This is a genomic window from Olleya namhaensis, from assembly GCF_900114005.1.
In the GTDB taxonomy this organism is placed as follows: domain Bacteria; phylum Bacteroidota; class Bacteroidia; order Flavobacteriales; family Flavobacteriaceae; genus Olleya; species Olleya namhaensis.
Genome location: NZ_FORM01000008.1, coordinates 75,032 through 100,757, shown reverse-complemented (window position 1 = coordinate 100,757; position 25,726 = coordinate 75,032). Strand labels below are relative to the sequence as shown.

The window sequence follows — 25,726 nt, the reverse complement described above, 5'->3', positions numbered from 1 at the left end:
ACTATATTTGATTATCCAAAACTAACCATTTGCAAACTAATAATAAAATTAATGTAGGGATTGTTGCGTCGTCATTGGCAGGCGGAGGCGCAGAACGTACAAGTGCAAAATTATCTCAGATTTTAGAGGGTTTTGGTTTTCACGTGCATGTCATTACCGTATTGTCTGGAGAAGATTTTAAATTTTCGGGACAGCGTTTTGATTTAGGCATTTTAAAAGCAAAAGGGACGCCTATATTTGGAAGACTGCAACGGTTGATTGCTTTTAAACAATATCTTAAAAAGCATGATATTTCAATAGTTGTTGATTCTAGATCTCGACCTACTTTTATTAAAGAGTGGCTTATTAACAAGCTAGTCTACACAAAGCTAAATGTGGTATACTGGGTACATAATTACAATACGGAGACTTATATTCCAAAAGCAAGATTTTTAGCGCGATTGATTTATAAATCAGACACTAACTTTATTACTGTTAGTCAGGCTATAAATGAAAAAATAAAGCAAAACTACGGTTTTACAAATGTCACAACCATTTATAACGCATTTGATAAAGACTTCTTAAATTATGCGACAGATGTAAATTTGAATTTACCAGAACAATATATTTTATATTTTGGACGGTTAGTCAATAAAAGTAAAAACATTACTTTATTAATAAATGCTTACAGTCAGTCTAAATTACCAATGCAGAATGTCAAGTTGGTAATTTTGGGTGATGGTGAGGACAAAGTTGAATTACAACAATTAGCGTCTGCATTAAAGTTAGAAGAGTATGTTTTATTTTATAACTTTACTAAAGCCCCAGCTAAGTTTATAAAAGACGCAAAATACACGGTATTAACAAGTAGATATGAAGGTTTTCCGATGGTTTTGTTGGAATCCTTATCTATGGGAACTCCTGTCGTGTCAGTAGATTGTCAATCGGGACCAAGTGAAATTATTCTTGATAAGCAGAATGGGCTTTTAGTTGAAAATTTTAATACAGAAACTTTAGCGGTTGCATTAAATACTTTTATATTTGATACAGATCTATACAGCGCGTGTAAAGCTTCGGCTAAATCTAGCGTAAGCCATTTATCTGAAGAAGTTATTGGAGCACAATGGAGCAACTATTTAAAACGTATAAATGAAACAAACTAATCTTGACGACGTCCAAATAATTAATATCCCTAAAATTTCTGACGAAGAAGGGAGAGGTAATCTTTCGGTTATTGAAAAAGACTGTTTGGATTTTGATATTAAACGTGTCTATTATTTATACGATGTTCCAAGTGATGCTTATCGCGGTGGTCATGCACATAAGGCATTATATCAATTTTTGATTCCGTTAAGTGGTAGTTTTGATGTTATATTAAAAGATGGTAAGTCTACTAAAACCGTAACACTTAATAAACCCGATAAAGGTTTGTTGATTGTGCCAGGTATTTGGAGAGAGCTTGAGAATTTTTCAGCAGGGTCTGTATGTTTGGTGTTGGCTTCCGATGTCTATAAAGAGTTAGATTACATCAGGGATTATAATCAATTTGTATTATCTAAAAGCTGATAAATAAATATTCTTTTTTATCAAAAACTCTTGAAATTGTTTCAGTTTTATTAAAAGTATTTTTGGACAATTTAATATCACACGCTGCTTGAAATTAAGATTGTTGACGTTAATTTCATTAATTAAAAACGTCGCTTTTTTATCTTCATTATTAAACTTGTATCTAATGGCTAAAGCATAACGCTTAATGTCCATGTAGCGTTTTAAAGACGGGTTAGTTTGTTCTTCAGTAGTATACTGACTAATCAATAATAACCTATTATCATTCAGTTTACTATTAGATAAACTATTAGGGTCAAAAAAGTTGTAAAGCATGGTAACCACGGGGTTAAATGCTATGGCACCATGTAAGCCAAATCTAATCCACAAATCAATATCTTGTCCTGTACGTAATTGCGTATTGTAAGCTCCTATTTTAAAGAACGTATCTTTTTTAAATGCAACAGAAGAAGAGTGCGGAATGTAGTTTATAATATTAGCTTCAAAAAAATTGTCTACTAAAAGACAGTCGGAGTGGTATTCAAAATTAAATTTAGCTTTTGTTACAAAACCATCACGTCTTTTAATTTCGTAATTATTACAGAATAAGACAGCGTTTTTAAAAGTATCAATGCACTTTTTTAATGCTTTTAAATGATTTGGTTTCCAAATATCATCTGCGTCTAATGTCGCGATATACATTCCGGTTGAAGCTGTTATTGCAGTATTACGTGCAACGGAAACGCCCTGATTTGTTTGATGTATAAGTTTTATCCTTTTGTCTGTATAAGTATCTATAACGGAAACACTTTGGTCTGTAGAGCCATCATTAACTATAATAACTTCAAAATCTTTAAACGACTGATTTAAAACCGTGTTTAATGTTTTTGAAATATAACTTTCTTTGTTATAAAGCGGTATGACAACAGAGAAGAAAGGACTCATTTTTTGAGGTTAATATGACAAAAGTAACTAATTCTAAAGATATCAAATAATGCTAAAGAGGTCAGTTTGCTGGTTAATAAATACTTAGTTATCGGATTAGTAAAATAGTAAGAATAGGCTAAAAGATAATTTAATTTAAATCGCTTTAATTTAGAGAAATACTCTAAAAAAGGAATAAAATCTTGTGGTATAAGTTCTGATTTATAAATATAATCTAAGTTTTTTAATCCTTTTTCTGTTTTGTTTAAAAAGACGTTATTAAAATCAACATCACCATGTAAAATAGGATTGTCAATATGTAAAATGGCTGTTTTTAAAACACTTGCTTTGTATGCAAATAATGTGTCTTCATGACCATATTGGTTTAATGTTTTTTCAAACGTAATAGCGTTAAATGTTACTTTAGTCATTAACGTATTATTACAAAACATGCGTTTATGCGGTTTTTCAGATCTTTGCTTGGCGCTTAAATCTTCTCTTTTTTTTCCGTAAACTAAGCGTAATTCTCTTTTTTTAGAGACTTGTTTTGGATGGATACGTCCACCATAAATGATACCAGTTTCAGGTGTAATATTACTAAGATAATTGGCAATGTATTGGTCCGATATAACTAGAGAGTCACCATCAATAAATAAAATATAGTTATAGATGGACGCTTCAGCTAAAAGATTACGGTTATTACTTAATCCAACATTTTTAATATTGGTTTTAAATGTTACAAATGCTAATGTGTTTAATACTTGATTGGTTGTATTTATAACATGGTTTGATCCGTCATCTAATATTAAAATCTCAAAATTAATTTGTGATTGTAGTAATTGTGCATGCAGACTGTTAACTAATGTGGTGACGTTGTAATTATAGGTCGGTATTAAAACAGAAAGCATACAAATAGGGATTAATTAGCCTTACGTTGTACAACTTCAAACACCTTATTGTCATCACATTTTAATGTTTTGCTTGGGTATTTTAAAAGTAAAGCATAATCATGGGTAGCCATTAAAATGGTATTTCCATTTTTATTTATTTCTTGCAGGACTTCCATAACCTCAATACTAGTTTGTGGGTCTAGGTTTCCTGTAGGCTCATCTGCTAATATCAATTCTGGATCATTTAGCAAAGCACGTGCAATAGCAATACGCTGTTGTTCTCCTCCTGATAATTCATGCGGAAATTTAAAACCTTTAGTTTTCATGTCTACCTTATCTAAAACAGAAGCGACACGCTCCGTCATTTTAGCTTTGTCTTTCCAGCCTGTAGCTTTTAAAACAAATAATAAATTGTCGTTAATAGTACGGTCTGTAAGTAATTTAAAATCTTGAAATACAATACCTAGCTTTCGACGTAAAAACGGAATCTCTTTTTCTTTTAGTTTTAGTAAGTCGTAATCAACAATATGACCTTCTCCTTTAGTTAGTTTTAAATCGCCATAAAGCGTTTTCATAAAACTACTTTTTCCAGAACCAGTTTTACCAATTAGATAAACAAAATCACCTTTTTTAACCTCTAAGTTAATGTCAGAAAGGACTAAGCTTTCACCTTGAAAAATTGAAGCATTTTTTAATTCTAAAACAGTGTCAGACATAAAATAATTTTAATATTCTTAAGTTATTATAACGCTTTTGTATTGCAGAAAATTGTAGATGACAAAGTAAACAATTAATAGTAAAAAAAGGAGGTCAAAAGTAATAATTTATTACCGCATCTCTTGCGGATAGTTATTTGGAAAAAATAGAGTAGATTTTCTGCTTTTAATAACTCCGTTTATAATTATTAGTAAAATTCAGCGTTAGACCTATAGATTAATTTATCTTTGATTTATAATTTAAAAACAGTGTCAATGTTAGTAAAAAAACAGCTTACATTTTTTATAATCTTAGCGTTTTGTTTCCAATTATTTGGGCAACAATCCGCGGTGTATACAAGTAGTCTTGGAGATTACCAAAAAGCACTTCAGTTGTATAATAGTCAGCAATATTTAGCGTCTCAAAATTTGTTTAGTCAAATCAATAAAACGACGGATGACGAGAATGTACAAAGTAATTGTGCTTTTTATATTGCAAATGCTGCTATTAGATTAAACCAGCAAAATGCAGATGTATTAATGGAGCGTTTTGTGGAAGATTATCCAACTAGTACAAAACGTAATACTGCATTTGTAGATGTTGCAGAATATTACTTTACCAATGGTAAATATGCTTATGCACAAAAATGGTATGCAAAAGTGGACGAAGGGTCTTTGGCTAGAGCGGATAAAGAAGCCTATAACTTTAATAACGGATATGCATCGTTTACTACCAAAAACTATAAAGACGCCAGAAAGTATTTAACACGCGTCGAGACGTCTCAAAAATACGGGTCACAAGCCAAATATTATTTAGGATTTATGTCTTATGAAGGAGATGACTACGACGGAGCTAATAAGTATTTTGAGCAGGTTGGAGATGAAGAAAAGTATAAGGAAAAACTAAGTTACTATCAGGCAGATTTAAATTTTAAATTAGGAAAATTTGATAAAGCGATAGCGTTGGCTAAGTCTAAATTAGAAACTAGCGATAGAAATGAAGTTTCGGAATTAAATAAAATTATAGGAGAAAGTTATTTCAACCTAGAAAAGTATGACGAAGCTATTCCGTACTTAACAGATTATAATGGTAAAAAAGGAAAGTGGAGTAATACGGATTACTACCAATTAGGATATGCGTATTACAAGCAAAAGGATTATGATAAAGCCATTTCAGAATTTAATAAAATTGTAAGTGCAGATAATAGTGTTGCCCAAAATGCTTACTATCACTTAGGAGAAAGTTATGTTAATGTTGGTAAAAAACAAGAAGCATTAAATGCCTTCAGAAATGCATCGCAAATGGATTATGATTTAAAAATCCAAGAAGATGCTTGGTTAAACTATGCTAAAATTAGTTACCAAATTGGTAATGCGTATCAATCTGTACCGCAGGTTTTAAATGGGTATCTAGAAAAATATCCAAACACACAATATAAAGAAGAAGTAGAAGGGTTGTTAATAGACTCTTACATTACCTCTAAAAATTATAAGGAAGCACTAGTTTTATTAAAAAATAAAAACAGTTTTGAAAGTAAAGTTGCTTATCAAAAAGTAGCTTTTTATAGAGGTTTAGAGTTGTTTAATGATAGTAAATATCAAGATGCAGAAGACCTTTTTGATAGTTCTTTAAAAGAACAGCAAGATCAAAAATATACCGCTAGAGCAACCTTTTGGAAAGCAGAGACAGATTATAACTTAACAAATTATGATGATGCTTTAATAGGGTTTAAACAATTTGCACAACAAAGCGGTGCGTCTGAGACTGTAGAGTATGAAAATTTAGATTACAATATTGCTTACACGTACTTTAAACAAAAAAATTATGGTCAAGCAACCACATATTTTAATCAGTTTATTCAAAAAAACAAAACAGATAAAGTTAGATTGAATGATGCATATTTACGTTTAGCGGATGGTTATTTTGTGTCCAGTCGTTATAACGAAGCGATTGCTGCTTACGATAACGCTATGCAAGTTGGAAAAATTGAAAACGATTATGCTTTTTTCCAAAAAGCAATGAGTTATGGTTACATTGGTAATGAGAGTAATCAGACCAGTCAATTAGAACAATTTATTGCAAAATATCCAACCTCTAAATTGCGTGATGATGCGATGTATGCATTGGGTAATAGTTATGTAAAAGCAGGTAAAGATGACAAAGCTATTGGTATTTATAACCAATTAAAAAAGGAGTATAGTACAAGTCCTTTTACAAGCAAAGCGCAATTACGTCAGGGTTTAGTCTATTATAACGCTAATAAAAATCAACAAGCATTAACAACCTTTAAAGCGGTTGCAAAAGATTATCCAAGTACGCCAGAAGCAAATCAAGCGGTAGCAACAGCACGTTTAATTTATATAGATTTAGGTCAAGTAGATGAGTATGCTACTTGGGTTAGAACATTGGATTTTGTTGAGGTTACAGATGCCGATTTAGATAATGCAACTTACGAGGCTGCAGAGAAACAATATTTAGACGAAAACGTAAACGCAGCCATCAAACAATTTAATGGGTATTTAAACCAGTTTGCAAACGGATTGCATGCCACACAAGCACATTTTTACTTAGGACAGCTATACTTTAAAAAAGATTTAAAGTCTAATGCAGAGCCGCATTATGCATTTGTTGTTGGTAAGTCGCAAAGCGAATTCTCTGAAGAAGCATTATTACGTTTGTCTCAAATTCAATTAGATAAAAAAGATTGGAATGCAGTAATTCCAACCTTAAAACGATTAGAAGTAGAGGCTAACTTTCCGCAAAATAGTTTGTTTGCACAATCTAATTTAATGCAGGCTAATTACCAATTAGATAATTATAATCAAGCGGTCGCTTACGCGGAAAAAGTGCTTAGTAACCTTAATTTAGATAATAAAATAAGAAGTGATGCTTATGTTATAATTGCCCGTTCTGCTATTAAAACAAATGATCAAGCTAAAGCAAGAACAGCGTATGCACAAGTCGAAACATTTGCAACAGGCGAAACTGCAGCAGAAGCCTTATACTACAATGCTTATTTTAAAAATAAAGACGGATTGTATAACCAGTCTAACACGGTAACACAGCGTTTAGCAAAAGATTATTCTGGGTATAAATATTACGGAGCAAAAGGATTAGTTATAATGGCTAAAAACTTTTATGCTTTAGGAGATGCTTTTCAAGCAACGTATATACTTGAAAGTGTAATCAAAAACTTTAGCAATTTTGAGGATGTGAAAACAGAAGCACAAACAGAATTGACTAGAATAAAAGCAGAAGAAGCTAAAACAAATTCATCAGTAATTACTGAAGACTAAAATCAGCAATCAAGACAATCGCAATTCATAAATATAAATTATGTTTATTACAAAAAAACAAATCACTTTATTAATACCATCGATATTAATTTCGGTCTTTGCATTAGCACAAGAAAGGGAAGGAGATACTATACAGACAGGTGTTATTGATGTAGTAAAACCATATACACCAACAATTTCTGATGCTTTTAAAGTTAAAGAAACACCATCGTTGGATGATACAGATACCGCAACAAAAAAAGACGTTAAATATAATATTTTCTCTTTTCCTGTGGCATCAACATTTACGCCTGCAAAAGGAAAAGCAGCGGTAGTAGATAAAGCTAAAAAAGTAAAATTATATAACAACTATGCTACATTGGGTGTGGGGACTTATACTACTATTTTAGGAGAGGCTTATTTAAATCATGCGATTGGTAGAGACCAGGCGTTTAGTGCTTATATTGGGCATCACTCTTCTCAAGGAGATATAGATGATGTATTAACGGATAGTGGTTTTTCAGACTCTAAGCTTAATTTAAACTATACTAAAAACAATAGGGATTACACATGGTCTCTTTTAGGAGGTTTTCAACATGAAACCTATAATTGGTATGGTTTACAACAGCCTTTATTTAATCAAGCAACAGCAGATACATTAGATGTTGGTCATAGTTTTACTACTGCGCATGTTGGTGGAGATATTATGTTTGAAGATTCAGTTTTTAAATCAGGAAGCCTATTATTTAGACGTTTTGGTGACGATTATGGTTCTGGAGAAAATAGATTAAAAGTTAATGCTTTAGGAACAGTAGAGATTAGAGATAACGAAGTAGATGTAGAAGTCTTTGCAGATTACCTAGGCGGTAGTTTTGATAAAGCTTACGCAGTACCTACAGCGCTTAATTATGGTAATTTTATAGTAGGTGTAGCGCCAACTTTTAAATTAAATAATGATGACTTATCAGTAAGTTTAGGTGTTAAAGCGGTTTATTTAAATGATACAGAAGCTAGTCAAAGCAAATTTTTTATCTATCCAAATATTGCAGCTAGTTACAGATTAGTGGATGATGTTTTAATTGTGTTCGGAGGCGTAAAAGGTGGGTTAATACAAAACTCTTATTATGACTTTGCTGACGAGAACCAATTTGTGTCACCTAATTTATTTATAGCACCTACAGACCAACAATATAATGGATTTGCAGGGTTAAAAGGGAAATTGTCTAACGCTATGAGTTACACAGTTAGCGGAAGCTACAAATCAGAGAAAAATAAAGCGTTATTTGTTAATAATGATATCACGCAAACGTCAGAAGCTTATACCTACGGGAACTCTTTTGGTATTGCTTATGATGATGTAACAACGTTAAGTGTTGCTGCAGAATTAAACGTGGACATTAATCGTAATTTCACGCTAGGGATAAAAGGAGAATACTTTTCATATGATGCAAAAAATCAAATGGAAGCATGGAATTTACCAGATATAAAAGGATCTGTATTTGTAGATTATCAAATAAATCAACAGTGGTTTGCTGGAGCAAATTTATATTATATCGGAGAACGTAAAGACCAATTTAATATTCCAAGTTTAATAACGCCAATGACAGGAGTGGTTACTTTGGATGCTTATTTTGATGCTAACGCACATGTAGGATATCATATTAATGATCGTTTTTCTGTATTTGCTAAAGGAAATAATTTAGTAGGCGAATCTTATACAAAATGGCAAAATACACCAGTACAAGGCATTCAGTTTTTGGCAGGTGCGACGTATAAGTTTGATTTTTAGTTAAAATAATTCGGTTTAAAACCGAACACAAATAAAAGTTTAAAAAAGCCTCAATTAGAGGCTTTTTTTTTATGCTTATATTTACGGAAAAATTTAAAATATGAAATTCACCAAAATCCTATTCTTATTTTTAGTCATAACATCTTGTGGTGTAGATAAGACAGATGTAGATACTATTATCACTAATGCTAATGTGTATACTGTAGATGCTAACTTTTCTAACGCAGAAGCTTTTGCTATCAAGGACGGTAAGTTTGTGGCGGTGGGTAAAGCAGCAGATATTAAAAATAAATATAAAGCAAAAGCACTTATTGATGTTGCTGGTCAAACTGTTTTACCTGGTTTTATTGATGCACATTGCCATTTTTATGGACTTGGTTTAAACCAATTACAAGTTAATCTTAGGGATACAAAAAGTTATGATGACGTTATAAGTAAGGTTGTCGAATTTCAGAAAAAGAAACCTTCTAAATTTATAATAGGTAGAGGTTGGGATCAAAACGATTGGGAGGTTAAAACATATCCTACTAAAGCAGAACTAGATAAATTATTTCCAAATATACCTGTGGCATTAACTAGAATTGATGGTCATGCTATGATTTGTAATCAAGCAGCATTAGATTTAGCTAAAATCACAGAAAACACAATTGCAGAAGGTGGAGAGATTTTAAAAGAAAATGGTAAACTTACCGGTGTTTTAATTGACAATCCAATGGAGTTGGTAGAAGCAGTTTTTCCTGAGCCAACAAAACAGCAACAAATAGACGCCTTATTAGAGGCTCAAAAAATATGTACAGATTTAGGATTAACTACGGTATCTGATGCAGGTTTAGACAAACATGTCATAGAGTTGATTGACAGCTTGCAACAAGCAGGGACTTTGGATATGCGTATTTACGCGATGATTAGTAACAGAGAAGCAAATTTAGATTACTATTTAAATAAAGGAAAAATTAAGACAGACCGTTTAAATGTGCAATCGGTAAAGGTTTATGCAGATGGAGCGCTAGGATCTAGGGGTGCAGCGTTAAAGCAAGATTACTCTGATCAACACGACCATTTTGGAGCTTTAGTTATTGGTGTGGAAGCGTATAAAGATTTAGCAAAAAGAATTGAGAAAGCGGGTTACCAAATGAACACGCATGCTATTGGAGATTCGGCTAACCGTTTTGTGTTACAAACGTATGCTAAAACTTTAGAATCTGAAAGTAATAGACGTTGGAGAGTAGAGCACGCGCAAGTGATTACAGATAATGATTTTGAATATTTTAAAAACGAAAACATTATACCTTCTATACAACCAACACATGCAACAAGTGATATGTATTGGGCAGAGGACCGTTTAGGAAAAGATAGAATTAAAGGAGCTTATGCTTACAAAACATTATTAGAAAAAAGTGGAAGAGTCGCTTTAGGTACAGATTTTCCGGTGGAAAGAGTAAGTCCATTTTTAACGTTTTACGCAGCTGTATCAAGACAAGATACTAATCAATATCCTAAAGGTGGTTTTAATAAAGAAAACGGATTAACAAGAGAAGAAACGTTAAAAGGAATGACCATTTGGGCAGCATATTCTAATTTTGAAGACACGGAAAAAGGAAGCATAGAAGTTGGTAAATATGCCGATTTTATTATCTTAGGCGATAATATTATGACCATTGATCAAAAAGAAATCCCAAACATAAAGGTAAAAGAAACATATATTAATGGCGTGGCACAGTAGTTGCTATTTTGTAATCACATAAACTTATTTAAAATGAAAAAAATTATCGCATTAGTTTGCTTTTTAGCAATTGGGACATCAAGTTTTGCTCAAGTAGATCAATACAGTGAAGATGTTAAGACGTGTATAAAAAGTAATGGAACAATGACGTATTACGAAGGTGTAATAGATCAGATGTTTACAATGTTAGAGGAACAGTTTGAGTCTCAAGCAGTACCTACAACTGTTTGGACAGAGTTAAAAAAAGAAAGAACTGGTGCTATGGATGAGTTAGCGCAAATGGTAGTGTCTGCTTACAGAGCGCATTTTACACATAAAGATGTTAAAAATATGAATGCGTTATACGCAACAAAAGCAGGTAAAAACATGTTTAAGCCAGAAGTATTAACAGAAGGCGATAAAATTATTTTAACCGAATTTTATAAAAGTGATACAGGTCAAAAAATTGTAAGCTCTCAAGACTCTATGAATGCATCAATGGGTGATATTTCAGTAATGTGGAGTGGTGATTTATACAAAAGAATGATCGCTAAATTATCAGAAAAAGGATACGATCTTTAAATCGATAACTTAGCTAAATAGTCATAATGCTCGCCTTCCGCGAGCATTTCGCATTTTAAATCAATAGCAGTACACGCATCAAGTAATAGTTTGTAATCAAGATATAACCATTTCATTGCGGCTTCTTTTTCACCTTTATAACTTAAAAAGTAATCTAATTCGCCATAATAATTAGCATTCATATCTTGCCAAAAGCCACCATCTTCATCTAGATACATGTATTTTATATCGCTAGAATCTATTAATATTTGACCACCTTTATTTAATAAAGATTTTAAATGCAACAAATAAGTAGAGACTTGATCTAAGGTTTGAAATATTCCGGTACCATTCATCAATAATAAAATAGTATCAAAAGTATCGGTTTCATCTAAAAGCGCTTTTTCTTCAATAGTAATTACACCTCGTGCTTTACTAACTGCAACAGCACCAGCTGAGACATCAATAGCTTTAACGCTAAGCCCTTTACTTTGTAAGTATAGACTATGACTTCCAGAACCACAACCAACGTCTAAAATCTTACCTTTTGCTAAGTTTAACGCCTGTTGTTCTAACTTAGGCATAGCTTTATAATCTCTAAAAAGATAAGGAAGAGGTAACTCATCCTCATCAGATATGTTAGTAGACGTCATTAGGTCTACTGTATAATTATTATTCTGATAATCTAATAAGGCTTTTCCGAAAAGGTCTTTCATTTAAAATACTATTTTTGTAACATGGAAGAATTTTTAAATGATCTCCCAAAGCTTGCCAAAGATAAGCATAAGGAAAATAAAACCTTTTTTACTAAGCTAAAAAAGAAAGCACCAAAGCAACTGGATTATATTATGCAAGAATTGCATGAAGCCGAATTTAAAAAAACGGATTGCTTAACGTGTGCCAACTGTTGTAAAACTACGGGACCTCTTTTTACAGATAAAGATGTGCAACGTATTGCTAAGCATTTTAGACAAAAACCACAACAATTTATTGACACTTACCTACGTCTAGACGAAGAAAACGATTACGTGTTACAGTCTGTACCGTGCACCTTTTTAGGAGCAGATAACTACTGTTCTATCTATGATGTGCGTCCTAAGGCTTGCGCCGAATTCCCGCATACTGACCGTAAAAAATTTCAGCAAATATCTAATTTAACGTTAAAAAACGTCGCTATTTGTCCCGCAGCATTTAATATTGTGGAAGAGATGAAAAAACGAATTAAATATTAATACAATTATTTTGTATTTTTAAGTATTATGAAAAAGCTTTTATTTACCCTATTATTAAGCGTTGCAACCATTACAAGTGCTATGGCACAAGAATGGTTGACCTCTTTAACCTTAGCAAAAAAATTAGCATTGTCTAAAAATAAGATGCTATTGGTTATTTGGGAAGATTCAGCAAATTATTCTTATCCCATAATATTAGAAGATGCTGATGGGACTAAAGTGGTTACAGAATTGTTTGAAAGTGATGCTGTAAAAACGTTAGTATGGAAATATTTTGTACCTGTTATTATTAACGAGTCTATGTATCAGCAACTATTTGATAAAATAGATGGTAAACGTAACATGAGCTATATTAATCGTTTTAATGACGATAATGTAAAGGTTATGGATCCTAATGGTAATATTTTAGATTTGAGGACTGCGGACGAGTTTATGACGCAAGACTTGACTGCAATTATTAAAAAATATGCACTAGACACCTCTTTTTTGGAGGCAGAATTAAATAGTTATTTCGAAAATAAAAATTACGCAACAACTTTTAGATTAGCTAATAAATATTTAGATTTTGCTATATATGCTGAAGATTTTGTAAAAGAAGAAATTATTATGTTGTCAGACATATATATGCTTGAAGCGGAAAATTTATTGCAAAATAGTGATTATGCCACAAAAGAAGCATTATTACAAAAGCACGAATTATTAAAGATAAAGGAAGCTTTAATACTTGGTAAAGATAATAAGGCACGCCGAATGTTGAAAAAATATACAGAGGAAGACATTGATAAGATTAATGTTGCTTTGTTCGCATTTTTAAATTATGCAACCTACAGAAGTTTAGATAATATTGAGGAGGCACTTCCATGGAAAGCACAAGTGTTACAATCAGATTTAAATAAAGTTAAGTTTATTGTAAACAAATAGCATATCATTAATGGAATCTATAATTACATACTTCGAAACGATTCCATCTTCTCATAGGTGTAAATATTAATAGTTGGGATCGTCTTTTTGGGACTTATATGACTTTGGATAGAGATCAAATTATTTATGGTGTAGATACCTTTCCGGACGAAGCCAAAAACAGTGAGCTATCACACTTGTTAAAGCAACCTTTTTATAAGTATAGAAACCCAACAACAGACTAATATTAAAGGGTTTTTGTAATATTTTGTTAAATAGTGTTGATACTATATAGACTTGGTACATTATTTGAATATATACTAATCAAATAAGCGATATATCTCTAAATCATTGATAATCAGATAAATTAACTATTCGTCGAATATTTTGTGACGTTCAGCTAATTTTAAGTAAATTAAAGGGAGTTTAATATGTATTAACACAAATTCATTTTAAATTTGTACTCCCTTACAACTGATTTTTAGCGTATCGATATAATTTAAAATTATGATTAGGCAAAAAATAACATACACACTCCTTGTTTTACTTATGGTAACTACTTCTGCGTTAGCGCAATCAAGAAGCAGAACTACTATTACAGAAAACGTAAATGCAACTAAAGCTGGTCTTGTCCATGTTCTAAATAAAACTGGAGATACGATCATTCTTAAAAGTAGCACTCAAATTTTTAGATTTAGTTTTTTATTCCATAGTCAAAAAGAATCTGTTTTAATGGATTTAGGAAGTAAAGAAGCTAGGATTCCGCTTCACCATTTTGAAGTAGGACGTTACACTGTTGTAGCGTATAGAGAAGATGCTGTATATCCAATTTCTTTAAACAGAATAGAATCTATAGCTAAACCAACAAATGCCATTGCGGATTTGGAGGAAGATGTTTTACGTGCAAGTTTACCTGCGGAAGAATTACTTAAAAGAAATATTAAGCCAAGAGGATATAAAAAAGATGATACACGTTTAGCTAGTGCAAATTCTAAACCAAGCAGAGCAGAAAAAGAAGCTAAAGAAAGAGCTGAAAGAGAACGTATTCAAAGAGAGGGTGATGCTAAAGCTAAAAAAGAGCGTGCAGTAGCTGAGGTAAAAGAAAGAGAATTAAAAGAGCGTCTTAAAAAAGAAGCTGCGGATAAGTCTAGAAAAGAACACGCACTAGCAGAAGCCAACAGAGCGAAAGCAGCAAAAGATAAAGCTGACAAACAATTAGCCCAAATAGAAGCTAACCGTCAAGCAATTAAAGATAGAGAAATTGCAGAAGCAAAACGTGAAAAGCAAAGAGCACTTGCTTTAGCTGATGCCGAAAGAAAAAAGCAAGAGCGTGATGTTGCAGAGCATAACTCAGACCGATCTAGTGACCCAATAGAGGTAAAAGAAGTTAAGTACAATATTTCTGATATAAACAACGGTGGTTTAGATAAGCAAACCAGAGAAGAATACAGAAAAGAAAACTTAAGACCTAACGGTAAAAAGTATGACGAATAACCGATATTATTTGTATAACAAATAAGGTTTTCGTTTAACCATAAAATCATTTAAGCCACTTGTCCAAGTGGCTTTTATTTTGTCTTCACTCCAACCAGCTTCAATCTGTTGTTGCAGTTTTTTAGTTCCAGCAAGTTTTGTAAAAAAGCCATTACTAACAAAAAATGTAGATGGGTTTGTCGTGTTTTTATAAGCAGTAATTAGATAACTTAAATTTAATGTACTTTGGTGTTTAACGTCACTTAAATTATAGCCATTACAGACTTTATTTTCATGTTTTGGATATTTTGCACCTTCATTTGGTTTAGGTTTAAATGTGTAGTCTGTTTTTGATAAAAAAGGAGAACCATATATTTGAAACTGCAAATCCGTACCACGTCCAGCACTTACATTTGTACCTTCAAAAAAGCATAAACTAGGATATAAGTTTATAGCTTGTGCATTAGGTAAGTTTGGAGATGGTTTAATAGGTAAGTCGTAAGCCATTTGTCTAGTATAGTTTTTAACAGTAATAACCTTTAAGGCGCATTGTACGTTGTTTTTAAGCCAGTTTTCGCCATTAATCATTTGTGCATACTCTCCAATAGTCAAACCGTGTACAACAGGTATAGGATGCATGCCTACAAAACTAGTATGTGCTTCCTCTAAAATAGGACCATCAATATAATGTCCATTTGGATTAGGTCTGTCTAAAACTATTAAAGTTTTGTTTTGTTCAGCACAAGCTTCCATAACATAATGTAAAGAAGAAATGTAAGTATAAAAACGCGCTCCAACATCTTGGATATCAAAAATCACGATGTCAAGGTCTTTTAATTGTGCAACACTTGGTTTTTTGTTACTACCATAAAGAGACACAATTGGTAACCCTGTTTTAGTATCAAAACCATCTTTAACAACTTCACCTGCATCAGCTTTACCTCTAAAGCCATGTTCTGGAGCAAACACTTTTTTGACGTCAATATTTAAACGCACTAAAGAGTCTACAAGGTGTGTGTAATTGTTACCTGAAGCGTTATCAGTTAAAACATTAAAAAGCACACTAGTTTGATTAGCCACAATACCAACACGTTGTCCTTTTAGTAAAGGTAAATATGCTTCGGTTTGATTAGCGCCAACTATTAAGGATTTGACTTCCTGAATCGGATTTTGTACCTCTGCTTTTAAAGTTGTAGTAACTGGTGTTTTTTCATTAGTATTTAAACTTGAATCTTGCTTTTTCATTCCGCAAGAAATTAATACTAAAACAAATAATAAAACTGTATTTTTGAAAACATTAAATCGCATAATCTAGTTTGAATTTCGAGTTTTTTATAGCTAAACGCATAATTGATAGTAAAGCGTATAAAAGTAGTATATCGGCACCAATAATAAAAATTGGTATCGTAGCAATTGCATTGGGTATTATTGTAATGATGATAGCTATTGCGACAGGAATTGGTTTACAACAAAAAATTAGAGAAAAAGTAATAGCCTTTAATGGACACACTATTATCGAAAATTACGATACCAACAACTCACAAGAAAGCATAAGACCAATAACTACCCAACAAGATTTTTATCCCGAGTTTAAAAATATTCCAGAAGTAACACATGTCCAAGGTACAGCAACAAAATCAGGAATAATAAGATTAGAAAACGATTTTGAATATATTGTAATAAAAGGTGTTGGTGCAGATTATGATTGGCAATATTTTAAAGAATTTTTAATAGAAGGTAAATTACCCGATTACACAAAGGATATTAGTACCGATGTTTTAGTATCGCAATATCTGGCTAATAGGCTACAATTAAAATTAAACGACCGTATAAATACCTACTTTTTAAGGGAAGACTCTACCAAACCACCGCGCGTAGTAACATATAATATAGTTGGAGTTTACAATTCTGGTTTGCAAGAAATGGATCAGCTTTATGTTATCGGAGATATCAAACAAATCCAGCGTTTAAACAAATGGGATAGCAATCAAGTTGGACGTTTCGAAGTTTTTATAGAAGATTTTAATACATTAGAAGCCACAGGAAATGCAATTTTTAAAGAAGTCCCATCTACCTTAAATGCCAAAACGGTAGACAGAGAATACCCAATGATTTTTGAGTGGATTAAAATCTTTGATAATAACATATACGCTATCATTGGTATCATGATTTTAGTAGCAGGGATAAACATGATAACCGCATTATTAGTGCTAATTTTAGAACGTACACAAATGATTGGAATTTTAAAAGCCTTAGGAAGCGCCAATAATAGCATCCGTAAAATTTTCCTTTATAACGCGGCATATCTTATATTAAAAGGACTGTTTTGGGGTAATTTAATTGGGATAAGTTTACTAATGCTTCAAAAGTATTTTGGACTATTTCCATTAGATCCAAAAACCTATCATGTATCGGCAGTACCGGTTTATATAAACTTAGGTTATATAATAGCGTTAAATATTGGGACATTTGTATTATGCCTATTAATGCTGTTAATACCATCTTATATAATTTCTAAAATTTCGCCTGTAAAGGCTATTAGATTTGATTAAATAATTTGGGCGTTACTGTTATCCTGATTTTAGATCAGGACAACCGTCAGGCTTTCACAACTCGCTCTCTGCGAGGAGCTCAAACAGATTGCTCAATCCTTAACGCAACCAACCAAAGTTCCATTCCAAAATAAATAATTTCGGTTTTAACTTTCAAGCTTTAACTTTTAACTTATTTTTGCAAAAGAAAAAAAAACAATAGATGCAATACGCAAATAACATATTAGAAACCATAGGTAATACACCACTAATTAAATTAAACAAGTTAACTGCAGAGTTACCATGTTTAGTATTATCTAAATACGAAACTTTTAACCCAGGAAACTCCGTTAAAGACCGTATGGCTTTACAAATGATAGAAGACGCAGAAGCAGATGGACGTCTTAAACCAGGAGGAACAATTATAGAAGGGACTTCAGGTAATACCGGAATGGGATTAGCATTAGCAGCCATAATAAAAGGATACAAATGTATTTTTGTAATGGCGGACAAACAAAGTAAAGAAAAAGTAGATATATTAAAAGCAGTAGGCGCAGAGGTAGTGGTTTGTCCAACAGCAGTGGAGCCAGATGATCCAAGATCTTACTATTCTGTATCAAAACGTTTAGGAGAAGAAACACCAAATAGCTGGTATGTTAACCAATATGATAACCCAAGTAATGCTAAAGCACATTACCAAAGTACAGGGCCAGAAATCTGGAAGCAAACAGATGGTAAAATCACACATTTTGTGGTTGGTGTAGGTACAGGAGGTACAATTTCTGGAGTTGGTAAATATTTAAAAGAACAAAATCCAAATATTAAAATCTGGGGAGTTGATACTTACGGTTCTGTATTTAAAAAATACCATGAAACAGGGATTTTTGACGAAAAAGAAATTTATCCATACGTAACAGAAGGTATCGGAGAGGATATCCTACCAAAAAACGTAGACTTTGATATTATTGATGGGTTTACTAAAGTAACAGATAAAGACGCAGCTGTGTATACACAAAGACTATCTAAAGAAGAAGGTATGTTTTTAGGTAATAGTGCAGGAGCAGCTATTAAAGGTGTGTTACAATTAAAAGAACACTTTACTAAAGATGATGTTGTGGTGGTATTATTCCATGATCATGGAAGTAGATACGTTGGAAAAATGTTTAATGACGATTGGATGCGTAAAATGGGTTACATAGAGTAGCACAAATGTTGCGTAAGCAAATTAAGTATATAAAAAAGCTCACAATTTTAATTGTGAGCTTTTTTGATATAACAAATACATGTAATCTATAATTCGTTTTTTTGTAGTTATGACACATAAATACTTAACTTTAATTGGTAACATGACATAGTTGCTGATTTTAATTTAGGCTTTATTTTTTCTTTCAAAAGCAATTTTAATTTATCAATTTACTGCTATCAAAGGGCTGATCTGTTAATTTTTTATTTCTAAATAAGATAATATTGGTTTGAATATTAATATTTTAGGGTTTGGCTTGATTTTGGCGTTTACCATGTCAGTGCATTTAATCTATAATAATTACAGCATAAAAATTATGCAGAATGCACGTTTTAAATTTTATAATATAGTATGGATCAAGTAAAAGAAAACAACACAGTTAAAGTAAATTACACAGGAAAATTATCGGACGGGCAAATTTTTGATAGCTCAGAAGGAAGAGAGCCTTTAGAGTTTACTTTAGGTCAAGGACAATTAATTCCTGGATTTGAAAAAGGTGTGATTGATATGAAGTTAAACGAGAAAAAAACCATTACAATAGCTAAAGAAGAAGCTTATGGTGATGTTAACCCAGCTTTAATACAAGAAGTAAGCAAATCAGATTTACCTGAGGATATGACTCCTGCAGTAGGTATGGGCTTAGTGTCTAAAACAGAAGATGGTCGCGAAACTAATTTATTAGTAGTTGAGGTAAAAGACGAAACTATCGTGTTAGATGCAAATCACCCGTTAGCAGGTAAAGACCTTATTTTTGACCTTGAAGTTGTAGGTATTAAATAAGTCACTTATTTTATAATTAAAAACAGCCATTATTATATTTTGTATAATAATGGCTGTTTTTTTATGCTTCTTTTTAAGTCGTAAATTCTATTTTTTAAACGCGATACTTAATTAGCAATCAATAACAATATAATACCTACTAAAGCAGGTCCTGCTTGTATAAAAAATATTTTTTTAGAGACTGTTAATGCTGCATAAACACCAGCAACAGCAACACATCCTAAAAAGAAAATAGCAATATTGCTATACCATTCTTGATTAGTTATAAAAAAGGTCCAAATTAACCCCGCAGCCAAAAAACCATTATACAAACCTTGGTTTGCTGCCATGCTTTTAGTGGGTTTAAAGATCTCTTTCGGCAAGCTTTTAAAAACTTTACGTCCGGTAGTTTCCCATGCAAACATTTCAAAGTATAAAAAGTAGAGGTGTAGCGCTGCTACAATTGCAATAATTATTTTAATTAGTATATCCATAAGTTTAGTTTAAGCTGGTTATTGTAAAATAGGTACTTTAAAAGACTTGATCTAAAAACGTTTTAACTTGTTCTAGATTAGTCTTTAATAATTCTATTCTTGCGTTTTCGGTGTCTTTTGGTTTTTTATCTTGAGACAATTTAAATTTTCCTTCCCAGGTTTTTATTGTAATCTCAAATAATTTGATGTAATCTAGATTTTTATCTAGTCTTGGATTGTCCGTCTCTAATACATATTTATGATCAGGCGCTTCTAAAAAAGATGTCATATCTATTAAAGATTGCTTTAATTCGGCTTTATTTTCAATACGTTGTACTGTCCCAGTTAAATGGACTTTAATATAATTCCAAGTTGGCAATTGAGTGGTTGTATAAATGCTTGGAGAGATATAACATTGTGGACCAGAAAAAATAAGTGTCACTTCATTTAAATCCTTTAGTAATTCGGTTTGTGGATTATAAATGTCAATGTGACCAACTAGTTTACCATCAGATGCTCTGTAAATTAAAGGCAAGTGTGTAATTAATGGTGTGTTGTCTTTAACCGAAATAACAGTTGCTAAAGGATACGTTTTTATCACTTCTATTAAGTGTTTTTTGTCGCTATCTTGATGTTTTTTAGGAGGATACAAAGTTGTTGGCTGTTAGGTTATGTTTTTAATTTCATTTAAAAATCACAAAATATTATGTAATTTTATAAAATGTCAGATAAAAGTACTTCATTTTCAATTAAAAATTGGTCTCAAGACGATCAACCTAGAGAAAAGTTATTATACAAAGGAAAAGCAACGTTAAGTGACGCGGAGTTAGTAGCTATATTAATAGGTTCAGGTAACAGAAGTGAAAGTGCGGTGTCTTTATGCAAGCGTATTTTAGCCAGTGTGGATAATAACTTAAGCGATCTTGGTAAACTTAGCATAAAGCAATTAATGGAATTTAAAGGTATTGGAGAGGCTAAAGCTATAAGTATTATTGCGGCTTTAGAACTTGGGAGACGTCGCAGAGGTGAAGAAGCACTACAAAAAAAGAAAATCCAATCCAGTAAGTCTGTTTTCGAGCTAATGCAACCCGTAATTGGAGAGCTACCTCATGAAGAGTTTTGGATAGTCTATCTTAATAATTCTAATAAAGTAATCTACAAAAATCAACTTAGTAAAGGTGGCATAACAGGAACATTAGTAGATACGCGTTTAGTTTTAAAAACAGCCTTAGAGGTTGGTGCAGTAGGGTTAATTTTATCACATAATCATCCATCTGGTACTTTAAAGCCAAGTCAAGCGGATAAGGATGTGACTTTAAAACTAAAAACAGCTGCACAAAGCTTAGATATAAAAGTATTGGACCATTTGATTATTACAGAAAACGCTTATTTTAGTTTTGCTGATGAGGGTATGCTTTAAAACACTAGTTTAAAGTGTAATGTATTGTCCAATATTAAATATCTATAATTAGAAGACCTGGTTTATGCATTTATATTTATAATGTAAGGCTTTTACTTTTGGAAATTCATATTTTTGATATTAGTAGACTGCTTACTAAATACAGAATACTACTTTCAAAATAAATGCTACTAGTTTACACACATAAAATAACACCAAGAGTCAAATATGTTTTTAAGCAAATTTGCACTCGTGTTTTGGGCATACCTGTAAGTTTTACTACAACTATCGAAACCTTTATTGCGCACGATAGCCTAAAAATGTCCTACACAAGACAACCTTTAAGTAACGAGATTTTTATACGTAGTAATGAGTTATTGTTTGAACAAGGTTTGTCAGACATAGATATTGCTGTGCTACCTTGGGAGGACACCAAGTGTTTTTTTACTGCAGGAGATAAAAGTGCATTACCATTTGATATTTTTGCAGCTTCGTTTTATTTATTAAGTCGCTATGAAGAGTATTTACCACATGTAAAGGATCAATATGGGCGTTTTACAGCACAAGAGAGTATAGCCTTTAAAAATAATTTTCTGGATCAACCAGTCGTAGATATTTGGGCTTATAAATTTAAACATCTATTAGAAAGTAATTATCCTGATTTTGTTTTTCCAGAACAAGTATATACCGTTAAACCGGTTATAGATGTACCTGTGGCTTATGAGTATAAGTTAAAAGGCGTCATGCGTACTTTAGGTGGGACGTTTAAAGATGTATTTACTTTTAAATTTAAACGATTTTATCAACGTTATTCTGTGTTAAGTGGATTTAAACGAGACCCTTTTGATACTTATAAATATATTATTAATAAACAAAAATCTTCAAAATATAAATTTGTATTTTTCTTTTTGTTAGGCGATTTTTCGACCTACGATAAAAATATAAATCCCCAAAAACAAAAGTTTGTATCGCTTATAAAGCACGTGGCAGATTATTGCCAAGTCGGTATAAAAACATCATTTTTCGCATTAACAAATTTAGAGTTGTTAAAGGAAGAGAAAGTTAGGATGGAAGCCATTATAAATACGGCTATTGTTGGCTCTAGGCAATCGTTTTCTAAAGTAAATTTACCAGAGTCTTACCGTAATTTAGTAGAGTTAGAAATCCCTGAAGATTACACCATGGGTTATGTCAATCACTTAGGCTTTAGAGCCGGAACATGTACTCCTTTTTTATTTTTTGACTTAGATTTTGAAGTTCAGACGCCTTTAAAAATAGTGCCCTATCAAGCGTTAGATTTTGCTTTTTTAAAATACCATTCGTTATTAGATAAGGAACAAGCTTTAAAACGACTAATAAGCAGTATCAAAAAAGTAAACGGAACATTTGTACCCGTATTTCATAATTATACGTTTAGCAAACAAGACCGTTGGAAACATTTTAAAACCCTTTTTAATATAATATTGGATGCCAAAAACAAATAAAGTAGAACACGTTTTTTTTGATTTAGATCATACCCTTTGGGACTTTGATAAAAACTCAGCCTTAACCTTTGAGTTTATTTTTAAAAAGCATGATGTTAATGCTAGTTTAACTGATTTTTTAAGTTTTTATGAGCCAATAAATCTTAAATATTGGAAATTATATAGAGACGAAAAAGTAACCAAAGAAGATTTACGTTATAATAGGTTAAAGGAAACTTTTGATGCGTTACAGTTTACTGTAGAAGATCAAATAATCCATCACTTATCAGAAGATTACATTACTTTTTTATCTAGTTTTAATCATGTTTATGATGGTACTTATCAAATTTTGGATTACCTAAAAACAAAGTATAAATTACACATAATAACAAACGGATTTAAAGAGGCGCAAACCAATAAATTAAAAAGCTCCAAATTGGATCACTACTTTGAAACGGTGACTAGTGCAGAAAGCGCAGGCGTTAAAAAACCTAACCCTCAAATTTTTAATCATGCTTTAAATTCGGCTAAAGCCGAAACAAAAAATAGTATTATGATTGGAGATAATTACGAAGCAGATATATTGGGTGCTTTAAACATAGGTTTAGATGCCATCTGTTTTAATTACCACAACGTACAAGAGCAACCAGATATTAAATTTGTAAACCATTTATTAGACATCAAAAAATATTTATAGTAGTATGAAATTTCAACACAAAATAACAACTTTAGTAATCTTCTTGTTTACTTTTTCAATAGCGTTAAATGCACAAGAACAACTAAATGACTACAAATATATTGTTGTGCAAGAACAGTTTTCTTGTCAAAAAAAGGCTAACGATTACCAATTAAATGGATTAACTCAGTTTTTATTACAGAAACAAAATTTTAAAGTTCTTTTGGAGTCAGAAAGTTTACCAGAAGATGCTGTTAAAAATGGATGTTTAGTGGTTTATGCAGATGTGACGGAACATAGTAATATGTTTAAAACTAAGCTAAAAATTAATTTTAGAAATTGCAATAATCAGGTTGTATTTACTTCGGAAGAGGGTATTTCTTCAGATAAAGAGTATAAAGTAGCCTACAATATTGCTTTACGTAATACAATTAAAACCTTTCAAAATTTTAAGCACAACTATAAAGTAAAAAAGGTAAGTCAACCATTAGTTTTAGAGGAAGAAGATACGCCTGACACAATAGTTAAGCCTCAAGAAAAAACACCAAATACAGTATTAAAAACAGTGGTTGAGACCACTAATTTAAAAGTCTCTAAAAAGGATTTGTATACAGCTAAATTGATCCCAGGTTCAGTATTTTGTTATCAATTAAAAACGGATAATAACACTATCGCTTACACCATTTTGTTTTCAGGAAAAGAAGATGTTTATGTTGTAAAAGGAACCGATGCTGTTATTTATAAAATGAATGCGCAATGGATTTTAGCACAGTATAAAAATGATACTTTAGTGACTAAAGCAATTAATATCCAGTTTTAGTAACCATATTTTTCTTTCCAACGTGATTTTAAAAAGTCACGTTGGGCATTTTCCCTAGCATTATTTCCGGGTTCGTATAATCTTGTATTACTAACCTCTTTTGGTAAAAATTCTTGGCTAGTAAAATTATTTTCATAATTATGGCTGTATTTATAGTCTTCGCCATAACCAATCTCTTTCATTAATTTAGTCGGTGCATTTCTAATATTTAAAGGCACACTTAAATCGCCCGTTTGTTTAACCAATTGTTGCGCGTGGTTTATTGCCATATAAGCAGCATTACTTTTTGGCGAACATGCTAAATATGTAGCACATTGACTTAAAATAATTCTTGATTCAGGATAACCAATTGTGGTTACTGCCTGAAACGTTGTATTTGCCATAACCAAAGCAGTCGGGTTAGCATTGCCAATATCTTCGCTAGCCAGGATTAATAAACGTCGAGCAATAAATTTAACATCCTCACCACCTTCAACCATTCTAGCCAAATAGTAAACAGCCGCATTAGGATCGCTTCCTCTAATAGATTTTATAAATGCCGATACTATATCATAATGTTGCTCTCCCGTTTTATCATAACGTACCGTATTATTTTGGACCTTCTCCAAAACCATTGCATCAGTAATAGTAATCATATCTTTAACGTCACTATTAACCACCAATTCAAAGATGTTTAATAATTTTCTGGCATCGCCACCAGATAAGCGCAGTAAAGCACTAGTTTCTTCTAGTTTTATGTTCTTTTTAGACAAGAACTCGTCTTTTTCAATTGCACGCTTTAAAAGGGCTTCTAAATCGCTTTTTTCAAAAGCTTTTAAAATATAAACCTGACAGCGTGACAATAATGCAGAGATAACTTCAAAGCTTGGGTTTTCTGTAGTAGCCCCAATTAATGTGACCCAACCTTTCTCTACAGCCTGAAGCAAACTATCTTGTTGCGATTTACTAAATCTATGAATTTCGTCAATAAATAATATGGGATTTTTAGCAGTAAAAAGCCCACCACTATTTTTGGCCTTTTCAATAACCTCTCGCACATCTTTAACACCAGAACTTATCGCACTTAAAGTATAAAAAGGACGTTTAGAAGTAGTCGCAATAATATTAGCTAATGTTGTTTTTCCAATACCAGGAGGGCCCCAAAGGATCATACTAGGTATAATTCCTTGATTAATATGGCTAGTTAAAGTCCCATTTGGTCCTACTAAGTGTGATTGACTGATGTAGTCGTCTAGGGTTTGTGGACGTAATCTTTCTGCTAAAGGCGTGTTCATAATGTAAAATTAAATTAAATTTTGTTTTGGCGTGCCTTTTTTGCTCATTCTTCACAAAAAAGTCAGGCTTTCACTACTCAATCTTTTTGCTTAGGCAAAAAGGATTTCAGACAACCCGTTCA

Annotated in this window: 24 protein-coding genes and 1 pseudogene; 17 read left to right on the top strand and 8 right to left on the bottom strand. The window is 32.0% G+C overall.

Annotated elements, in window-relative coordinates:
• The first annotated feature begins 29 nt into the window (after positions 1–29).
• Together BMZ09_RS13105 and BMZ09_RS13100 are read left to right on the top strand one after the other, a co-directional pair.
• On the top strand, positions 30–1,142 hold the full coding sequence (locus BMZ09_RS13105) for a glycosyltransferase (protein WP_090841361.1): 1,113 nt from the start codon (positions 30–32) through the stop codon (positions 1,140–1,142).
• Positions 1,129–1,545, top strand: a complete 417-nt coding sequence (locus BMZ09_RS13100; protein WP_090841359.1) for a sugar 3,4-ketoisomerase — start codon at positions 1,129–1,131, stop codon at positions 1,543–1,545. Before BMZ09_RS13105 ends, BMZ09_RS13100 begins: the two co-directional genes overlap by 14 nt.
• Here BMZ09_RS13100 and BMZ09_RS13095 read toward each other — a convergent pair.
• From BMZ09_RS13095 to BMZ09_RS13085, 3 genes are read right to left on the bottom strand one after another with little or no spacing between them, the layout of a single operon-like run.
• Entirely contained in the window at positions 1,531–2,469 is a 939-nt protein-coding gene (locus BMZ09_RS13095) for a glycosyltransferase family 2 protein (protein WP_090841357.1), read from the bottom strand. The two genes, BMZ09_RS13100 and BMZ09_RS13095, sit on opposite strands and share 15 nt — an antisense overlap.
• Positions 2,466–3,356, bottom strand: coding sequence for a glycosyltransferase family 2 protein (locus BMZ09_RS13090; RefSeq protein WP_090841355.1), 891 nt, complete (start codon positions 3,354–3,356; stop codon positions 2,466–2,468). The genes BMZ09_RS13095 and BMZ09_RS13090 overlap by 4 nt, the downstream gene beginning before the upstream one ends.
• A gap of 11 nt (positions 3,357–3,367) precedes the next feature.
• On the bottom strand, positions 3,368–4,054 hold the full coding sequence (locus BMZ09_RS13085) for a cell division ATP-binding protein FtsE (RefSeq protein WP_090841353.1): 687 nt from the start codon (positions 4,052–4,054) through the stop codon (positions 3,368–3,370).
• A 255-nt stretch (positions 4,055–4,309) separates the two neighbouring features.
• Between BMZ09_RS13085 and BMZ09_RS13080 the strand changes: the two genes are divergently transcribed.
• From BMZ09_RS13080 to BMZ09_RS13065, 4 genes are all read left to right on the top strand, one after another.
• Positions 4,310–7,330 carry a tetratricopeptide repeat protein gene (locus BMZ09_RS13080; RefSeq protein WP_090841351.1) on the top strand — a complete coding sequence of 1,007 codons (3,021 nt, stop codon included), beginning with the start codon at positions 4,310–4,312 and terminating at the stop codon, positions 7,328–7,330.
• A gap of 40 nt (positions 7,331–7,370) precedes the next feature.
• The gene (locus BMZ09_RS13075; RefSeq protein ID WP_090841349.1) at positions 7,371–9,098 is read left to right on the top strand and encodes a TonB-dependent receptor; all 1,728 of its coding nucleotides are present in this window, start codon (positions 7,371–7,373) and stop codon (positions 9,096–9,098) included.
• Between the two features lie 100 nt (positions 9,099–9,198).
• The gene (locus BMZ09_RS13070) at positions 9,199–10,821 is read left to right on the top strand and encodes an amidohydrolase (RefSeq protein WP_090841347.1); all 1,623 of its coding nucleotides are present in this window, start codon (positions 9,199–9,201) and stop codon (positions 10,819–10,821) included.
• Between the two features lie 33 nt (positions 10,822–10,854).
• Positions 10,855–11,382 carry a DUF2059 domain-containing protein gene (locus BMZ09_RS13065; protein ID WP_090841345.1) on the top strand — a complete coding sequence of 176 codons (528 nt, stop codon included), beginning with the start codon at positions 10,855–10,857 and terminating at the stop codon, positions 11,380–11,382.
• On the opposite strand, the gene BMZ09_RS13060 is transcribed toward BMZ09_RS13065, so the two are convergent.
• The gene (locus tag BMZ09_RS13060) at positions 11,379–12,077 is read right to left on the bottom strand and encodes a class I SAM-dependent methyltransferase (protein WP_090841343.1); all 699 of its coding nucleotides are present in this window, start codon (positions 12,075–12,077) and stop codon (positions 11,379–11,381) included. The two genes, BMZ09_RS13065 and BMZ09_RS13060, sit on opposite strands and share 4 nt — an antisense overlap.
• Positions 12,078–12,098: 21 nt before the next feature.
• On the opposite strand from BMZ09_RS13060, the gene BMZ09_RS13055 reads away from it, so the two are divergent.
• The 4 genes and pseudogenes from BMZ09_RS13055 to BMZ09_RS13040 all read left to right on the top strand — a co-directional run bounded on the left by BMZ09_RS13055 (position 12,099) and on the right by BMZ09_RS13040 (position 14,987).
• Positions 12,099–12,593 carry a YkgJ family cysteine cluster protein gene (locus BMZ09_RS13055; RefSeq protein WP_090841341.1) on the top strand — a complete coding sequence of 165 codons (495 nt, stop codon included), beginning with the start codon at positions 12,099–12,101 and terminating at the stop codon, positions 12,591–12,593.
• A 27-nt stretch (positions 12,594–12,620) separates the two neighbouring features.
• Positions 12,621–13,514, top strand: coding sequence for a hypothetical protein (locus tag BMZ09_RS13050; protein WP_090841339.1), 894 nt, complete (start codon positions 12,621–12,623; stop codon positions 13,512–13,514).
• 74 nt (positions 13,515–13,588) lie between these two features.
• Positions 13,589–13,738 (top strand): annotated as a pseudogene (locus BMZ09_RS13045) (sterol desaturase family protein); the annotation flags it as partial.
• Between the two features lie 262 nt (positions 13,739–14,000).
• A complete protein-coding gene (locus BMZ09_RS13040; protein WP_143067823.1) occupies positions 14,001–14,987 on the top strand; it encodes a flotillin family protein in 987 nt (328 codons plus the stop codon).
• Positions 14,988–14,993: 6 nt separating this feature from the next.
• Here BMZ09_RS13040 and BMZ09_RS13035 read toward each other — a convergent pair whose 3' ends face one another.
• The gene (locus tag BMZ09_RS13035; RefSeq protein ID WP_090841334.1) at positions 14,994–16,274 is read right to left on the bottom strand and encodes an exo-beta-N-acetylmuramidase NamZ family protein; all 1,281 of its coding nucleotides are present in this window, start codon (positions 16,272–16,274) and stop codon (positions 14,994–14,996) included.
• 8 nt (positions 16,275–16,282) lie between these two features.
• Between BMZ09_RS13035 and BMZ09_RS13030 the strand changes: the two genes are divergently transcribed.
• The 3 genes from BMZ09_RS13030 (at position 16,283) to BMZ09_RS13020 (ending at position 19,520) form a co-directional block, all read left to right on the top strand.
• The gene (locus tag BMZ09_RS13030) at positions 16,283–17,518 is read left to right on the top strand and encodes an ABC transporter permease (RefSeq protein ID WP_090841332.1); all 1,236 of its coding nucleotides are present in this window, start codon (positions 16,283–16,285) and stop codon (positions 17,516–17,518) included.
• Positions 17,519–17,720: 202 nt separating this feature from the next.
• Positions 17,721–18,701, top strand: coding sequence for a PLP-dependent cysteine synthase family protein (locus BMZ09_RS13025; RefSeq protein ID WP_090841330.1), 981 nt, complete (start codon positions 17,721–17,723; stop codon positions 18,699–18,701).
• 390 nt (positions 18,702–19,091) lie between these two features.
• Positions 19,092–19,520, top strand: coding sequence for an FKBP-type peptidyl-prolyl cis-trans isomerase (locus tag BMZ09_RS13020; protein WP_090841328.1), 429 nt, complete (start codon positions 19,092–19,094; stop codon positions 19,518–19,520).
• A gap of 107 nt (positions 19,521–19,627) precedes the next feature.
• Here the strand turns inward: BMZ09_RS13020 and BMZ09_RS13015 are convergent, their stop codons facing one another.
• Together BMZ09_RS13015 and BMZ09_RS13010 are read right to left on the bottom strand one after the other, a co-directional pair.
• Complete coding sequence (locus BMZ09_RS13015) at positions 19,628–19,993, bottom strand: DUF1304 domain-containing protein (protein WP_090841325.1); 366 nt, start codon at positions 19,991–19,993, stop codon at positions 19,628–19,630.
• Positions 19,994–20,030: 37 nt separating this feature from the next.
• Complete coding sequence (locus tag BMZ09_RS13010; RefSeq protein ID WP_090841323.1) at positions 20,031–20,624, bottom strand: FMN-binding negative transcriptional regulator; 594 nt, start codon at positions 20,622–20,624, stop codon at positions 20,031–20,033.
• A 69-nt stretch (positions 20,625–20,693) separates the two neighbouring features.
• On the opposite strand from BMZ09_RS13010, the gene radC reads away from it, so the two are divergent.
• The 4 genes from radC to BMZ09_RS12990 all read left to right on the top strand — a co-directional run bounded on the left by radC (position 20,694) and on the right by BMZ09_RS12990 (position 24,330).
• Entirely contained in the window at positions 20,694–21,392 is a 699-nt protein-coding gene (radC, locus tag BMZ09_RS13005) for a RadC family protein (protein WP_090841321.1), read from the top strand.
• A gap of 164 nt (positions 21,393–21,556) precedes the next feature.
• Complete coding sequence (locus tag BMZ09_RS13000; protein WP_090841320.1) at positions 21,557–22,855, top strand: polysaccharide deacetylase family protein; 1,299 nt, start codon at positions 21,557–21,559, stop codon at positions 22,853–22,855.
• Positions 22,839–23,531 (top strand): YjjG family noncanonical pyrimidine nucleotidase, encoded by a 693-nt coding sequence (locus BMZ09_RS12995; RefSeq protein WP_090841317.1) that lies wholly within the window; start codon positions 22,839–22,841, stop codon positions 23,529–23,531. The genes BMZ09_RS13000 and BMZ09_RS12995 overlap by 17 nt, the downstream gene beginning before the upstream one ends.
• A 4-nt stretch (positions 23,532–23,535) precedes the next feature.
• A complete protein-coding gene (locus tag BMZ09_RS12990) occupies positions 23,536–24,330 on the top strand; it encodes a hypothetical protein (RefSeq protein WP_090841315.1) in 795 nt (264 codons plus the stop codon).
• Here BMZ09_RS12990 and BMZ09_RS12985 read toward each other — a convergent pair.
• Positions 24,327–25,604, bottom strand: coding sequence for a replication-associated recombination protein A (locus BMZ09_RS12985; protein WP_090841313.1), 1,278 nt, complete (start codon positions 25,602–25,604; stop codon positions 24,327–24,329). The genes BMZ09_RS12990 and BMZ09_RS12985 overlap by 4 nt on opposite strands.
• Positions 25,605–25,726: the final 122 nt, after the last annotated feature.